12 protein-coding genes and 1 pseudogene are annotated in these 15,359 nt (G+C 60.3%); all 13 read left to right on the top strand.

What is annotated here, in order from left to right:
• Window positions 1–461: pseudogene (locus NDJ82_RS12130) on the top strand (hypothetical protein); the annotation flags it as partial.
• Between the two features lie 11 nt (window positions 462–472).
• Window positions 473–1,555, top strand: a complete 1,083-nt coding sequence (locus NDJ82_RS12125) for a hypothetical protein (RefSeq protein WP_250925538.1) — start codon at window positions 473–475, stop codon at window positions 1,553–1,555.
• 11 nt (window positions 1,556–1,566) lie between these two features.
• Window positions 1,567–2,649, top strand: a complete 1,083-nt coding sequence (locus NDJ82_RS12120; RefSeq protein ID WP_250925537.1) for a hypothetical protein — start codon at window positions 1,567–1,569, stop codon at window positions 2,647–2,649.
• Window positions 2,650–2,660: 11 nt separating this feature from the next.
• Entirely contained in the window at window positions 2,661–3,743 is a 1,083-nt protein-coding gene (locus NDJ82_RS12115) for a hypothetical protein (RefSeq protein ID WP_250925536.1), read from the top strand.
• Window positions 3,744–3,909: 166 nt separating this feature from the next.
• Entirely contained in the window at window positions 3,910–4,182 is a 273-nt protein-coding gene (locus NDJ82_RS12110; protein ID WP_352230439.1) for a PAAR domain-containing protein, read from the top strand.
• Window positions 4,183–4,184: 2 nt separating this feature from the next.
• Window positions 4,185–5,345, top strand: coding sequence for a KPHS_23130 family T6SS system protein (locus NDJ82_RS12105; protein WP_250925535.1), 1,161 nt, complete (start codon window positions 4,185–4,187; stop codon window positions 5,343–5,345).
• A gap of 263 nt (window positions 5,346–5,608) precedes the next feature.
• Window positions 5,609–8,674, top strand: a complete 3,066-nt coding sequence (locus tag NDJ82_RS12100) for an ImcF-related family protein (protein ID WP_250925534.1) — start codon at window positions 5,609–5,611, stop codon at window positions 8,672–8,674.
• Window positions 8,671–10,257, top strand: a complete 1,587-nt coding sequence (gene tssA, locus NDJ82_RS12095; RefSeq protein WP_112194906.1) for a type VI secretion system protein TssA — start codon at window positions 8,671–8,673, stop codon at window positions 10,255–10,257. Before NDJ82_RS12100 ends, tssA begins: the two co-directional genes overlap by 4 nt.
• A 24-nt stretch (window positions 10,258–10,281) precedes the next feature.
• Complete coding sequence (gene tssF / locus NDJ82_RS12090) at window positions 10,282–12,051, top strand: type VI secretion system baseplate subunit TssF (protein ID WP_250925533.1); 1,770 nt, start codon at window positions 10,282–10,284, stop codon at window positions 12,049–12,051.
• Window positions 12,015–13,112 (top strand): type VI secretion system baseplate subunit TssG, encoded by a 1,098-nt coding sequence (gene tssG, locus NDJ82_RS12085; protein WP_250925532.1) that lies wholly within the window; start codon window positions 12,015–12,017, stop codon window positions 13,110–13,112. The genes tssF and tssG overlap by 37 nt, the downstream gene beginning before the upstream one ends.
• Window positions 13,093–13,629 (top strand): type VI secretion system lipoprotein TssJ, encoded by a 537-nt coding sequence (gene tssJ, locus NDJ82_RS12080; RefSeq protein WP_250925531.1) that lies wholly within the window; start codon window positions 13,093–13,095, stop codon window positions 13,627–13,629. The genes tssG and tssJ overlap by 20 nt, the downstream gene beginning before the upstream one ends.
• Before the next feature lie 3 nt (window positions 13,630–13,632).
• Complete coding sequence (tssE, locus tag NDJ82_RS12075) at window positions 13,633–14,073, top strand: type VI secretion system baseplate subunit TssE (RefSeq protein ID WP_099585136.1); 441 nt, start codon at window positions 13,633–13,635, stop codon at window positions 14,071–14,073.
• 23 nt (window positions 14,074–14,096) lie between these two features.
• Entirely contained in the window at window positions 14,097–15,194 is a 1,098-nt protein-coding gene (locus tag NDJ82_RS12070) for an OmpA family protein (RefSeq protein ID WP_250925530.1), read from the top strand.
• Window positions 15,195–15,359: the final 165 nt, after the last annotated feature.

The raw sequence follows: 15,359 nt of genomic DNA, 5'->3' as shown, positions 1-15,359 counted from the left end.
CATTGCAGGCGCGAACAGTGTATTTCGAACCTGTTTTTCACTCTTCGGTACTGGTTCGTTCGGAAGGGTCAAAGGTACACAAAGTTGGCAATTTCATTAAATTCACCTACCCCGACGGCAGTGTCGTAGCCGACGGCCAATCGAAGCCAGACTTCTGGAAACTACAAAGCCTGCGCACAGGGCGCGCCCGTGAATGTTTATCGGTTTGGCAATACGAAAGATGTCCAGACCGTCGCCCACGGTTATTACCCGAGTGGATTCCGTCCCCTGAAAAGCCTGGTTTCGGGCAGTACCTCATTGTGGATGAGTGGGGTAATGCGCTGCCGATATATGAATATCGATTGGTCGGTGCTGATGGGCGAATTTCCCGCGAAAGAACAACGAATAAGGGGCTCACGCAACCCTTGCCGAGCAGCGTTCATCCCTTGCGCGAAGTTGTTTTCCCTGTTGTATGGAAGTGATGAGGTCGACCATGCCAAGTTCGATTGTCGAGTCCGTGGATGCCGCCAAGCGCAGGCCCATATTGCAGCGCCGGTTAATGGTTTTGTGCGTGATGTTTTTCAGCGTCAGCGGCTGCCGCCAGGACTATAGCCTGGCGCCGCCGGCCAACAGCGAAACAATAACCGTCACCGTGAAACTGCCCAAGGAACTGAAAACCGAAACCATGTGGGTGATGTATCGCTCGCCCATCTGTAAGAGCATCAGACGCGGCCCCAGCGGCCAACGCATGGAACGGGATGGGCATCAGTCGGTTTACAAGGAGCTGGAGCGTCAGGGAGAGAGCGATCTTTACCAGGTTGAGCTGCCAAAAGATGGTGGAGGGGCGTGTCGCTGGCATTTGGCGAATGTGACCTTTGGTGTGGAGTATGCCGATCCAACGCGTTTTGGCGAGAACGTGACCGCTGGAGGCGGCGGCGGTGTGGTCGTGATATTTGATTACAACGACTCACCACGGGGAGGAGCTGATTTCAAGGTTGATGGTGATCTGACGATCAAGAAAGAGTATTACCCTTGGATAAAAGAAGCCTTTTTGGGTGGATATAAGAAGCGAATTAGTCTTGTAGGTGAGGGCGATATCTATCTCACGTATCAAGCCTTACAAGCTCGGCGTGTCCATTTTGAACCCGTTCTGCATTCGGACTTTGCTGTTTACTCCACTGAACCAAAAGAGAAAAAAGAGGGTAACCACACCCAATTCACCTATCCCGACGGGAGCGTAGTGGAGGAACGTCAGTCGCAACCAGACTTCTGGAAACTACAAAGCCTGCGCACAGGACGCGCCCGTGAATGTTTATCGGTTTGGCAATACGAAAGATGTCCAGACCGTCGCCCACGGTTATTACCCGAGTGGATTCCGTCCCCTGAAAAGCCTGGTTTCGGGCAGTACCTCATTGTGAATGAGTGGGGTAATGCGCTGCCGATATATGACTATCGACTGGTCGGTGCTGACGGGCGGATTTCCCGTGAAAGGACAACGAATAAGGGGCTCACGCAACCCTTGCCGAGCAGCGTTCATCCCTTGCGCGAAGTTGTTTTCCCTGTTGTATGGAAGTGATGAGGTCGACCATGCCAAGTTCGATTGTCGAGTCCGTGGGTGCCGCCAAGCGCAGGCCCATATTGCAGCGCCGGTTAATGGTTTTGTGCGTGATGTTTTTCAGCCTCAGCGGCTGCCGCCAGGACTATAGCCTGGCGCCGCCGGCCAACAGCGAAACAATAACCGTCACCGTGAAACTGCCCAAGGAACTGAAAACCGAAACCATGTGGGTGATGTATCGCTCGCCCATCTGTAAGAGCATCAGACGCGGCCCCAGCGGCCAACGTATGGAACGGGATGGGCATCAGTCGGTTTACAAGGAACTGGAGCGTCAGGGAGAGAGCGATCTTTATCAGGTTGAGTTGCCAAAAGATGGTGGAGGGGCGTGTCGCTGGCATTTGGCGAATGTGACGTTTGGTGTGGAGTATGCCGATCCAACGCGTTTTGGCGAGAACGTGACCGCTGGAGGCGGCGGCGGTGTGGTCGTGATATTTGACTACAACGACTCGCCACGGGGAGGAGCTGATATCAAGGCCGATGGGGATTTGACAATCAAGAAGGAGTATTACCCTTGGTTACATGAGAATTTTTTAAGTGGCTACAGTAAACGTATTAGTTTGGCAGGTGAGGGCAGTACTTATCTCATGTATCAGGCGTTACAAGCTCGCTATGTGTATTTCGAACCCACACTGTATTCGAATTTTGTGGTGAGCTCAGAGGGGGCAAAGGTACATAAAGTTGGAAATTTCATTAAATTTACCTATCCCGACGGCAGCGTCGTAGCCGACGGCCAATCGAAGCCAGACTTCTGGAAACTACAAAGCCTGCGCACAGGACGCGCCCGTGAATGTTTATCGGTTTGGCAATACGAAAGATGTCCAGACCGTCGCCCACGGTTATTACCCGAGTGGATTCCGTCCCCTGAAAAGCCTGGTTTCGGGCAGTACCTCATTGTGGATGAGTGGGGTAATGCGCTGCCGATATATGACTATCGTCTGGTCGGCGCTGACGGGCGGATTTCCCGTGAAAGGACAACGAATAAGGGGCTCACGCAACCCTTGCCGAGCAGCGTTCATCCCTTGCGCGAAGTTGTTTTCCCTGTTGTATGGAAGTGATGAGGTCGACCATGCCAAGTTCGATTGTCGAGTCCGTGGATGCCGCCAAGCGCAGGCCCATATTGCAGCGCCGGTTAATGGTTCTGTGCGTGATGTTTTTCAGCGTCAGCGGCTGCCGCCAGGACTATAGCCTGGCGCCGCCGGCCAACAGCGAAACAATAACCGTCACGGTGAAACTGCCCAAGGAACTGAAAACCGAAACCATGTGGGTGATGTATCGCTCGCCCATCTGTAAGAGCATCAGACGCGGCCCCAGCGGCCAACGTATGGAGCGGGATGGGCATCAGTCGGTTTACAAGGAACTGGAGCGCCAAGGAGAGAGCGATCTTTACCAGGTGAAACTGCCAAAAGATGGCGGAGGAGCGTGCCGCTGGCATTTGGCGAATGTGACCTTCGGTGTGGAGTATGCCGATCCAACGCGTTTTGGCGAGAACGTGACCGCTGGAGGTGGCGGCGGTGTGGTCGTGATATTTGACTACAACGACTCGCCACGGGGAGGAGCTGATTTCAAAGTTGATGGTGATCTGACGATCAAGAAGGATTACTACCCGTGGATAAGTGAGTCTTTTCTTGGTGGCTATAAGAAATACATCAGCTTGGCTGGTGAGGGACATATATATATCAAGTATCAAGCGTTACAAGCTCGGCGTGTCCATTTTGAACCCATTCTGCATTCGGGCTTTGCTGTTTACTCCACTGAGCCAAAAGAGAAAAAAGAGGGTAACCACACCCAATTCACCTATCCCGACGGGAGCGTAGTGGAGGAACGTCAGTCGCAACCAGACTTCTGGAAACTACAAAGCCTGCGCACAGGACGCGCCCGTGAATGTTTATCGGTTTGGCAATACGAAAGATGTCCAGACCGTCGCCCACGGTTATTACCCGAGTGGATTCCGTCCCCTGAAAAGCCTGGTTTCGGGCAGTACCTTATTGTGGATGAGTGGGGTAATGCGCTGCCGATATATGACTATCGACTGGTCGGCGCTGACGGGCGGATTTCCCGTGAAAGGACAACGAATAAGGGGCTCACGCAACCCTTGCCGAGCAGCGTTCATCCCTTGCGCGAAGTTGAGTTCCCTGTATGGAAGCCGTGATCTTTTTCACGCGCTTTCGGTATCGACGATTACGCATTCAAGTTGTGTTTGCTTCGTTATAAGAAGTTGGCTCATTGCTTTTTAATTGGTGGCGACGTTCACCGAGTCAAGCGTTGAAGAAAGTTTGAGTGCATGGGGCACTTGAACACATGACCCATGGAGCGAAATGTTGATGTCCCAAGGCTTTGTTTTATTAGGTGATCAAACCACCCATGGTGGTGAGGTCATATCGGCCTCATCCACGACCATCGTTAATGGCAAACGGGTTGCATTGGTAGGCGATGAGGTGCGCTGCCCGCTGCCGGGGCATGGCGTCAACCGGATTGTTGACGGCAGCCGGGATTGGTCTGAGGGGGGGCGGGCGATGGTGGTCAATGGCTGTCGTTGTGAGTGCGGTTGCCAACTGATTTCCAGCGCTCCCGATTGCGGGGTGGGTTAGTCATGGGCTGGAATCGTCAGCCATCCGCGTTGGCGGATGTGCCGAAGCCACCCTTGTTGGGGCGTTGGTTATGGGCGGCCGTCGTTGCGTTGCTGGCGTGTGTGCTGTTGTTTTTTTTGCACTCCTCCGAACGTGTGTCGTTGCTGCATGCGCTCGATGTCCGGGTACTGTCCGGTATGCCGTTGTTGGTGTGGCTCTTGGCGTTCGGTGCCCGTGCCCATGTCTATGGCAGAGCGCTAAGCCATCACCAGCTTCTTGAGGAAAGCGCACACGAAGCGCAGCAATCCTGGCAAGGCTGGGCCCGGCGTCACATGGCGATTTGCGCCAGTTGTGTACTGCTGCCGGATCAGGTGTCTGCGCGTGTATTGACTCAAGCTCCTTCCGGCTTGCCTTCCCGTACCGGGCAAGCACGGCGTATTGCTGTCTTGCCTGTGGAAACGGAGCGAGCCCAGGCCGGGTTACAGATGCTGATCCACGCTGTGGCGTCGGCAATTAAAGCGCTGCCTTCAGGGCAGAAGTTGCGAGTGACACTGCTCAGCGATGTCGACCCCGGTCATTACGATGGCCTGAGCGATAGGTTACGGCGGGTCTGGAGTGACGCGATAAACCGAACGCCTCCCGCGATGATCTGCACGGCTGATGAATTGTCGTACAGCTGGATCGACGAAACCCTAAAGACCGGCAGCACGGTCATCGAGCTCATTCTGGTGCTACAGGTGCATGGCAAAGGTGCTTACTCCGACGGGCTCGCAGCCTTGCTCCTATGTCCGGACAGGCTGGCAATCGCTCTTAAACTTCCTATCACGGCGGGTCTGTCAAGGCCTATGCCATTGGATATCGGTGCGCTGGACAGCGAGCTACCGCTGTTGCTGCAAACCCAGGCAACTGCCTGCAAGGCAACCGGTCTGCTGGCCGACAGCGCGGCCTGGCAACCATTGACTGGTGAAATACTTGCTGTCGCTGGCGCCCATGGCGCTTCGCTGAGCGTCGAGCAGCAATGGATTCAGGAGGATTTAAGCGGGCTGCCGGGGCCGCTCGGTCACTGGCTGGTGAGCGCGCTTGCGGTGGAGGTGGCCCAGCATCAGCGCGCGCCTTTGTTGGTATTGGCCCGGGAACAATCAGGGCACTGGGTTAGTACCGTTACTACGGGAGAGTTGGCATGAACGCTTGGAGTCACTCGTGGCGATACGTGGGCGCAGCAATATGGGGCACCGCGTTTTTGCTACTGCTGGGCTGGCTGATCTGGACGTTCGGTGAGCGGGTCGGGTTGATTGAACATGCGCACAAGGTATTGGCTTTTTTATTGATCATCCTCCTCGCGCTGGCGGGTTATCACCTACCAAGGCTAGTGGCATTTTTAAAATGTCAGAATCGCCGGCGATATGGGCAAGCGAACAATGTCTATGCCCCGTCAGATGCACCGATGATGGCGCCTCGCCAAAAGAATCTTCATTTTTCAGAGTTGCGCGCCCGCCTGCGCACTCAATACGGCCTCTTCTGGCGCCAAAAAACCCGCCTGCTACTGGTCATCGGCGAGCCCACTGAAATCGAAGCCCTCGCCCCAACCCTGACCAAGCACTTCTGGCTGGAAGGCCAACGTACCGTTCTGCTCTGGGGCGGCAGCGCCCAGGCGGGGTTGGATCAATCATTCTCCGAGCGCTGGAAAGGCCTGAGCCGCGGGCGGGCGCTGGACGGGGTGGTCTGGGCGCTGGATAAAAACCAGGCCGCCGACGATGCGGCAATGGGCGCGGGTGTGCGGCAGTTGCAACGCCTGGCCAAACGCGTTGGCTGGCAGTTGCCGCTGTACTTGTGGCAGGTCTGCGACAGCCAATGGCGTCAGGCCGGGCGCATGGCGCAACCGGTCGGCTGTCATTTGCCTGCTCGCTTTACGCCGGCGGTGTTGGAAAATGCGTTGACACGTCTGGTGGAACCCTTGCGCCGCGAGGGCCTGGCGCAGATGAACGCGGTCATGAACCATGACTTCCTGCTGCGCCTGTCGCGGGATCTGCAAGACGAGGGCATTGCGCGTTGGTGTCACACCCTGGCGCCCCTGGCTGGCGAGTTGGCCGCCGGTGTGCCGTTGCGTGGGGTGTGGTTCAGTCTGCCGGTGTTGCCGATCAACAACATGCCCGAACATTTCTGGCCGGTGGATGGCGCCTGGCAGGGTGTGCTCGATGACAAGCCCCTCAATCATCGTCGATTCGGCTGGAGTGTGCCGCGAATCGGGTATGTGCTGGCCCTCGGCGTGGCCATGCTGTGGAGCGCAGGGCTGCTGTTGTCCTTTATCAGCAATCGCGCCCAGATCCAGCAGGTTCGAGCCTCGGTTGAGGCCTTGCAGCACGCTTCCCAGGCTGACGAACAGCTCCAGGCCCTCAACGAACTGGTCCGCGAATTGGCGCGCTTGGATGATCGCGTTCAACACGGTGCACCGTGGTACCAGCGCTTCGGCCTGAATCAAAACCCGGCGCTGCTGGAAACGGTGTGGCCGCGCTACGTCGAGGCCAACAACCGCCTGATCCGCGACCCGGCCGCCGCAAGCCTTCGTCAGCAACTCAGCGCGCTGGTCCGGCTGCAAGCGGATAACCCAGAGCGTGCCGAGCGCGCCCGCGAGGCCTATGACCCGCTCAAGGCCTACCTGATGATGGCGCGTCCGGACAAAGCTGATGCCGACTTGTTGGTCAAAACCCTGGGCAGCGTTGAGCCCTCCCGCCCAGGAGTTACGCCAGGTCTTTTGCAAACCTTGTCGCCCGCGCTTTGGCGATTCTATGCCGAGCACCTGGCCGCCAACCCGACCTGGCGCATCGAACCTGACGCGCGGCTGATCGCGCACGTACGACAGATCCTGCTGGGTCAACTGGGCCAGCGTAATGCCGAGGCCAACCTGTACCAGCAACTGCTCGATGACGCCGCCACTCACTATCCGGCCCTTGACCTGCACCAACTGGTCGGCGACACCGATGCCTTTGCGCTGTTTTCCAGCGACGCCAGCGTGCCCGGCGTCTTCACCCGGCAGGCGTGGGAGGGGCAGGTGCGCCAAGCCATCGATGACATCGCCGACGCCCGTCGTGAGGAAATCGACTGGGTACTCAGCGACAAACCCGCCGACGTCGACACCCGATTGCGCCCCGACCAATTACGCGAGCGCCTTGCCGAGCGCTACTTCCAGGACTATGCCAGCGCCTGGCTGGACCTGCTCAACAGCCTGCGCTGGCAACCGGCGGCGAGCCTTGACGAGTCCATCGACCAGTTGGCGCTGATGAGCGATGTGCGCCAGTCACCGCTGATTGCGCTGATGAATACCGTGGCCTATCACGCGCAGGCTGGCACTCGCACCGAGGCCTTGGTCGATTCGCTGGCGGCATCCGCACACAGGCTGATTGGCCAGGACAAGGTCCCTGTGCGCGAAATCAAGGACCCGCTGTCGGCGACCTTCGGCCCGTTGTTGGCGCTGCTGGACAAGAACAACACGGACGGCCAGAGCCTCCAGGCGTTCCTGACCCAGGTGACGCGGGTGCGCTTGAAACTCCAGCAAGTCAGCACCGCGCCCGACCCGTTGGAAATGACGCAGGCGCTGGCGCAAACCGTGTTTCAAGGCCGCCGTGTAGACCTGACCGACACCCAGGCCTACGGCAGCCTGCTCGCCGCCAGCCTGGGCGCGCAGTGGAGCGGGGCGGCGCAGACGCTGTTCGTGCAGCCGCTGGAGCAGGCCTGGCAGCGGGTCTTGCAACCGTCGGCCGCCGGCCTGAACAGCCAATGGCAGCGCTCCATTGTCAATCCGTGGAACGCGGCCTTCGCCAGTCGCTACCCGTTTGCGGCCACGGCCAGCGATGCCTCGTTGCCGATGCTGGGGCAGATGATCCGCGCGGATTCGGGGCGCATCGAGCAGTTTCTACAGCGGCAACTGAGCGGTGTATTGCGCAAGGAGGGCAGCCAGTGGGTCGCCGATCCACGCCACAGCCAGGGGCTGCGTTTCAATCCGCAGTTTCTCGGCGCCATCAACCACCTCAGCAACCTCGCCGATTTGCTCTACACCGACGGCGGCATGGGGCTGAGCTTCGAGCTGCAAGGCAAAGCCGTGCGCGATGTGGTGCAGACCACGTTCATCCTCAACGGCGACCGGCATCAGTACTTCAACCAGAAGGAAAGCTGGCAGCGTTTTCAATGGCCTGGCCACAGCGACTATCCCGGCGTAAGCCTGAGCTGGACCAGCGTGCATGCCGGCGAGCGCCTGTTCGGCGATTACCCCGGCACCTGGGGCCTGATCCGCTGGCTGGAAAACGCCCAGGTCACGCCGCTGGACGACGCTGACAGTCGTTATCGCCTGCTGCTCAAGGCGCCCGATGGCGTAAGCCTGACCTGGCACCTGCGCACCGAATTTGACGCAGGGCCGTTGGCGTTGCTCACGTTGAGAGGCTTCACGTTGCCCGCGCAGATATTTCTCAGCGAGCCCGACAGCCAGGCAGCCTACGCACAAAACGGGAGTTTCCCATGAGCCTTCGCACCTTGATCACCCGCTGCCTGGGCACCCGCGATGCCCTCTGCGTCGCCCACGAACAGGCCGACCACTGGCAACCCTGGCTGCAACCCATCAGCGCCGAGTTTCCCGTCGGCAAAGACCCTGGCTACGACGATGACTTCCAGCGCATGCGCGACGAAGTCAGCAAGCTCTCCGGTGCCGATGCCGGGCAGGTCGCCCAACTGGCGCAAAAGCTGCTGCACCAGAGCTGCAAAGATCTGCGTGTCGCCACTTACTACCTATGGGCGCGCTTGCACAAGGAGGGCGAAGTTGGGTTGGCCGACGGCCTCAGCCTGTTGGCCGCGTTGATTGAGCGCTTTGCCGAAACGGTGCTGCCTGCCCGGCCCCAAAGCCGCAGGATGGCCCTGGAATGGTTGGCCAGCAGCAAGGTGCTGGACACACTGCTGCTGTACCCGGAAGTGGTCAAGGCTGAAGCCGAGCGTACCGCGGCGGCGCTTGCCTGGCTTGAGCGTGGTTTGAGTACATGGCCGCAGGGGCAAAGGCCAAACCTGGAACCGCTGTATACCGCCTTGTCCGCGCGGTTGGCACAGTCCGGCGGGACGGAGGCGCTGGTGCCGCAGAACACCGCCAGCCACGAGTCCTCGGCGCAAGCCAATGCCTTGCCCGTCACGTCGATCAAATCCGGACGCGACCTGCTCGACAGCGGTCGGGCCCTGGCTGTTTACCTGCGCGAGCAACCCTTGGGATGGCTGGCCGCTCATCGCCTGATGAAGAGCCTGCGCTGGGACACGGTGCATCAGGCGCCGCCTCAAGAGGAGAACAACCACACGCGGCTGACACCGCCGAGAGGGGACTATCGGGCACAGCTCAAGCGCTTGTACCTGCAACAGAACTGGGCGGAGTTGATCGATCAGGTCGAGCGGATTTATGCCGAAGGTGTGAACCATTTCTGGCTCGATCTGCAGTGGTACCTGTACCAAGCCTTGAGCAAACAACCTGCGCCCGAGAACGGTTGGGGCGATATCACCAAGCGCGACCTGGGCATGTTTCTCGAACGCCTGCCGGGGTTGGAGGTGTTGTGCTGGAGCGACGGGAGTCCCTTCGCGGACGAAACCACCCGCGAATGGATCGTCCAGCATGTCAGCGGCAACCGACCCCAGCCGTGGCTGCCCGTTACCTCGGTGGCTGCGGCGGCAGACAACGGCGACGTCCTGTCGCTGGAAGGCGAGGCCATCGCCCAGGCTGACAGTGACGGCGTGGACCATGCGCTCGCCTGGCTGGCCGCGCGCCCTGGTATCCACACCGGTCGCCAGCGCTGGCTGCTGCGCCTGCTGATGGCGCGGGTGGCCGAACAGTATGGCAAGAGCGACTTGGCCGTCCACCTGCTCGGGGAGTTGGACGCCACCGCGCAACGCCAGGCGTTGGGCGAGTGGGAGCCCGAGCTGAATTTCGAGGTCAAGGCGCGCCTGCTCAAGCTCTTGCGCGTGAAAGCCCAGCGCAACGACGCCGACAAACCCACCCTGGCGCGGCGCATGGAAACATTGCTGGCGGCGCTCGTGGCCATCGACCCGGTACGCGCCGCAGTGCTCTGCGGCTGACCCTCATACACCAGGAGTTTTTCTGTGAGCATGGACAATCTGACGCTGCACTACTTCGACGCCGAAATGCGCTACCTGCGCGAGGCCGGTAAGGAGTTCGCAGAGGCGTTCCCGGATCGGGCCGCACAGCTCAACCTCGACAAACCAGGCGCGCAGGACCCTTATGTGGAGCGCCTGTTCGAAGGTTTTGCGTTCCTGATGGGCCGCCTGCGGGAGAAACTCGATGATGACCTGCCGGAGCTGACCGAAGGGTTGGTCAGCCTGCTGTGGCCGCATTACCTGCGCACCATTGCGTCGCTGTCGGTGGTCGAGCTGGTGCCGGAACTGGCGCAGATGAAAGGCAGCGAGTTGATCGCCCAGGGTTTCGAAGTGCTGTCACAACCCATCGGGCCACACCGTACACGCTGCCGCTACACCACCACCCAGGATCTGACCCTGCGGCCGCTGGCTTTGGTCGCGGTTGGGCGGGGCTTTGAGCCGGACGGCCGCTCAGTGTTGCGCCTGCGTTTTTCCTGCGGAGCGTTGACCGACTGGAGCCAGATCGACCTCAGCCGACTGCCTCTGTACCTCAACGCCGATGCGCCCCTGGCCAGTGCGTTGCATCAGGCGCTCACCCTCAACACCCAGGCGATGTATGTGCGCTGGGCCGGCCACACCGAACGCCAGCCCGTCACCGCGCATTTTGCGCCCAAGGGCTTTGCTGAAGAGGACCGGCTGTGGCCCAAGGGTGACAGCGCCTTCAGCGGCTATCAGCTATTGCTGGAGTATTTCAGCTTCCGCGAAAAGTTCATGTTCGTGACCCTGTGTGGTCTGGAGCACTTGCAGCTTGCCCCCGACACCGAGTGGTTCGAGCTTGAGGTGGTGCTGCGTGAACCCTGGCCCTCGACCTTCGAGCTGACCCGCGAGCACATCCGCCTGCACGCCGTGCCGGTGATCAACCTATTCCCGCTGGAGGCCGACCCGCTGACCCTGGCGCCGTTGCAAACCGACTACCTGCTGCGCCCCATGCGCTTGCAGGATGGCCATATGGAGATCTATTCAGTGGACCGCGTGACCGCGTCGAGAAACGGCGAGCGCCAGGACTATGTGCCGTTCACCAGTTTTCGGCACAAGGGCGGCATGCTGCGCGATGAAGCGCCGGAGCGCTACTTCCATACGCGTCTCAAGCGCGCGGCGAATGGCCTGCACGACACCTGGTTGGTCCTGGGTGGCGAAGGCTTCGACAAAGACCGCCTGCTTGAGCAGGAAAATCTCTCGTTGCGCCTGACCGGGACTCACGGTCAGTTACCGCGCAAGGCCCTGCAAAGCACGCTGCTCGATACCGCGGTGCAGTCCACTCAAACTGCTTTACGCGTGCGCAACCTGTGTGCGCCGACCTTGCCGTGCTATCCGCCGAATCGTGACCGCTTTCACTGGCGGGTGCTGAGCCACCTGGGGTCGAACTTCCTGCCGATGCTGGGCGATGCCGAGGTACTGAGGGGCACGCTCGCGCTCTATGACTGGACTGGCAGCGAGCTGAATCGGCGTCGCCTGGCCGCGATTGTCGAGGTCAGGCATCACCTGGTGCAGCGGTTCGAGAAAGGCTTTTTGCTGCGCGGGGTTGATATCGAAATCACCCTGGACGCCCATGGCTTTTCGGGGGAGGGCGACATCAGCCTGTTCGGCGAAACGCTTAACCGTTTCTTTGCTCTGTATGCCGATATTCATGTGTTCACCCAGCTCACGCTGATCCTGCAACCTACTGGAAAGTGCCTGCGATGGAACGAGAACCACAGTCAGCGTATTCCCGGCTGAAAGCCGTCGGTTTGCTGGACGCCCTGCAACCGCGAGTGGCTGAGGCCAATCTGTATCGGTTTTGCCAGTTGTTGGAGCAGGCGTTACCGGGGCAACCACCTTTGGGCAGCACCGCGCATCCCGCCGACGATGCTGTGCGCTTTCGGCCTGATCCGGGCATGGGATTTCCGGCCAGCGAGTTGAAGTCGATCGAAATCGATGACGTATGCCCTGAGCGGCCAGCGACGGTACGCACACGCTTGCTCGGTTTGTACGGGGTCGACTCGCCGATGCCGACGGCATTTCTGGATGACATCGCGCAACGCCGGGAAGGTCATGCTGCGCTTCAAGCGTTCCTGGACATGTTCAATCACCGGCTGTTCACCCAGCTCTACCGGATCTGGCGCAAGTATTCCTACCCGGCAACGTTCGAAGCCGGCGGCACCGATGCAACTTCGCAATGCCTGTTGGGCCTGATCGGCCTGGGCATTCCCGGCACTGCGCGACAGATCGCTACGCCGGTCTCGCGTTTCCTGGCATTGCTCAGTGTGATGCGCCTGCCCACGCGCAATGCCGAAGGCATCATGGCATTGGTCAAGTTGCTGGCCCCCGACACCCAGGCGCAGGTGACTGCGCACTGGGCGCAACGCATTACGTTGGCGCACCCGGCCAGCCTTTCCCGACAACGTCCGGTGAGCTTGTCCCAGGGTATGCCGCTGGGCAGCGTCGGCCAGGACGCCAACAGCCAGCTGCGCCTGGCGCTCTATACCGACGACCCCCTGCAAGCCCGTGGTTGGTTGCCGGATGGCGAGTTGTATCGCGATTTGCTGGTACTGCTACGTGTCTACCTGGGTTGGCGATGCACGGTGAAATTGCAGTTGTCACTGCCGGTGCGCAGCCTGCCTTTACCGGTGCTGGGGCACGCGCCGATCCGGCTAGGCATGACCGGTGTGCTCGGGTGGCGCGGCGATGCCTGGCAGGCGCCGGTTGATGACAGCCTTTCGATCAACCTTGGCCGCTACCAGGGCCTTTCGATTAACCCGTGCAATAGGGAGACGCAGCATGTCGCGTACCGTTTTTAAGTCATTGATGCTGGCGGCGACTGCGCTGGCGCTCGCGGGGTGTGGCCTGGCGCAGACGGTGTCGGACGGCACGGCGTCGACTGCCAGGGCGATCTTCTACAAGCAGGTCAAAACCCTGCACCTGGATTTCAGCGCGCGCACCGCGTTGAACACCCAGACCCGCGACATGAGTGGGTTGTCAGTGCCGACTCTGATACGGGTTTACCAACTGCGCGACAACAAGGCGGTGGAGCTGGCCACCTACGAGGGTTTGCTGGCCGATGATGATCAACTTCTGGCGAGCGCGTTGCTGGACAAACGCTCGGTAGTGCTGAGGCCGGAGGAGGGGACGCAACTGAATGTGCCTATGGATGCGGACACACGGTTCGTCACGGTGGTGGCCTTGTTCCGAGACCCCGATACCCGGCGCAACACGTGGCGCCTGACCTTGGCGCGCGACGACCTGGACCCGGATCGGGCGCGGGTGATCGAGCTGGGAGACAACCGCCTGACGCTGCGGCCCCTGGGGAAGGACTGAGCCATGACCGAGCCCAACCCTTCGCTTTACGAACTGCTGCTGCAAAATTTCGAGGGTGAACTTGAACTGCATCGCGTGAGCGAGCAGGACCAGCACACCCTGTCCGTACTGGATAACGTGCAACGCATCCTTAACAGCCGCGCGGGTGCGCTCAGCCATCTGCCGGATTACGGGTTGCCGGACATGGGCCTGATCCTGCAAGGGTTGCCCGCCACCGCCCATGGATTGATCAACACCATGACCGCCACTTTGCTGAAGTACGAACCGCGTCTGGCGGCGGTGGCGGTCGAACTGCTGCCCCAGACGTTGCCGGGGCATCTTGAATATGCCCTGGACCTGCAACTGAAAGACGGGCACCGCGTGAGCTTCGGCACCACCCTGGGCCCCGAGGGCAAAGTGCTGGTGCGTCACTTGAAGCGCGAGCAGTACCTGTCCAGGTCTTGAAGCGATAACGCAAGGGAAACTCGATGACGACAGTGTTTGGGATGGGTATTCAAGTGGGCGGTGATCCGCGCAGTTTCAGCGAATTCACGGACGTGCGCGATGAGCTGGCCAAGCTCGGCCATCCCGCCTGTCCGGATGTGGACTGGGTGAAGGTCGAGCGGTGGTGCATGAGGCTGTTCGAGCGCAACGGCGCAGACCTGCAAACCGCGTGCAACTACACCCTGGCGTGCGCCCAGCGCCAGGGTATGGAGGGGATGGCCCAGGGCATTGCAATTATCCAGGCGCTGGTCAGCGAGTGGCCACATGTATGGCCGCCAATGGAGTCCTCCCGGCTCGACCTGTTGGGGTGGCTGTTCGATCAACTGCACGTGCTGCTGCGCCGCGCGACAATTACGCCGTACAGCGTGCCTGTCCTGGCCCACCTGCACGCCGAGCTGGGCCGGTTGCAGCCACGCTTTTCGCCCTACGGCACGTTGCCGTCGCTCCAGGCGCTGCGTCAACAGGTCGGCCAGCGCTTGGAACAGCTCGGCTCATCCAGTGAAGCGCTACCGGTGCCATTGAGGGTGATAAGTCCGGCATTGATGACACCTGTCGTGATCCTGCCGCCTCCTGAAGCGCCGCTGCGGCGCCACCCACTACTGCCCTGGCTATTGGTATCGGGGCTTATCCTTGCCTTGTTTTCGATGTTCGCCTGGCGGACGTGGCTGGTGGTGCCTGAGCCTGAAACCCACCTGCCCGAACCGGTGCGACTGGACAGCCTGGCGCTGTTCGATGCCGGCAGTGCAACGCTGAAACCGGATTCCACCAACGTGTTGATCAACGCCTTGGTCGGCATCAAAGCCCGGCCGGGCTGGCTGATCGTAATTGCCGGGCACACCGATGCAACCGGTTCTGTCGAGCAGAACCAGGCCCTGTCCCAGGCGCGCGCATCCGCTGTGCGTGACTGGATGCAACGCATGGGGAGCATTGCCGACAGCTGCTTTGCCGTGCAGGGCGTTGGGGCCAGTCAGCCAATCGCCAGCAACGGCACCGAGGTCGGGCGTGCTGCCAACCGGCGTGTCGATATTCATCTGGTGCCGCAGAGGGGGCCCTGTGAAGATGTCACGTTGGCGCTGGAATAAACTGAACCCTCGTCGATTCCCCTTGTCCCCGCTTCCCATGTCACCCCCCACCCGCCAAATCCCTTAATTTCCCACCCCTACCGGAAGCCTCTCCAGGCCCCCGGCTGTGCCCGCTTTTTTCAAGGCGAGGCGCCCAGCGCATCCGATGCAAACGGCAGCTGAAAA

It is taken from the genome of Pseudomonas sp. SR18 (assembly GCF_023701505.1).
GTDB lineage: Bacteria > Pseudomonadota > Gammaproteobacteria > Pseudomonadales > Pseudomonadaceae > Aquipseudomonas > Aquipseudomonas cyclaminis.
Note: the sequence above shows the minus strand (reverse complement) of the source record. Positions and strands in the feature narration are given on the sequence as shown.

Coding starts and splice junctions, on each gene's coding strand:
- tssE (WP_099585136.1), top strand. CDS start 13,633: ATGACCGAGCCCAACCCTTCGCTTTACGAACTGCTGCTGCAAAATTTC.
- NDJ82_RS12125 (WP_250925538.1), top strand. CDS start 473: ATGCCAAGTTCGATTGTCGAGTCCGTGGATGCCGCCAAGCGCAGGCCC.
- NDJ82_RS12070 (WP_250925530.1), top strand. CDS start 14,097: ATGACGACAGTGTTTGGGATGGGTATTCAAGTGGGCGGTGATCCGCGC.
- tssJ (WP_250925531.1), top strand. CDS start 13,093: ATGTCGCGTACCGTTTTTAAGTCATTGATGCTGGCGGCGACTGCGCTG.
- NDJ82_RS12115 (WP_250925536.1), top strand. CDS start 2,661: ATGCCAAGTTCGATTGTCGAGTCCGTGGATGCCGCCAAGCGCAGGCCC.
- NDJ82_RS12120 (WP_250925537.1), top strand. CDS start 1,567: ATGCCAAGTTCGATTGTCGAGTCCGTGGGTGCCGCCAAGCGCAGGCCC.
- NDJ82_RS12100 (WP_250925534.1), top strand. CDS start 5,609: ATGGCGCCTCGCCAAAAGAATCTTCATTTTTCAGAGTTGCGCGCCCGC.
- tssG (WP_250925532.1), top strand. CDS start 12,015: ATGGAACGAGAACCACAGTCAGCGTATTCCCGGCTGAAAGCCGTCGGT.
- NDJ82_RS12110 (WP_352230439.1), top strand. CDS start 3,910: ATGTTGATGTCCCAAGGCTTTGTTTTATTAGGTGATCAAACCACCCAT.
- NDJ82_RS12105 (WP_250925535.1), top strand. CDS start 4,185: ATGGGCTGGAATCGTCAGCCATCCGCGTTGGCGGATGTGCCGAAGCCA.
- tssA (WP_112194906.1), top strand. CDS start 8,671: ATGAGCCTTCGCACCTTGATCACCCGCTGCCTGGGCACCCGCGATGCC.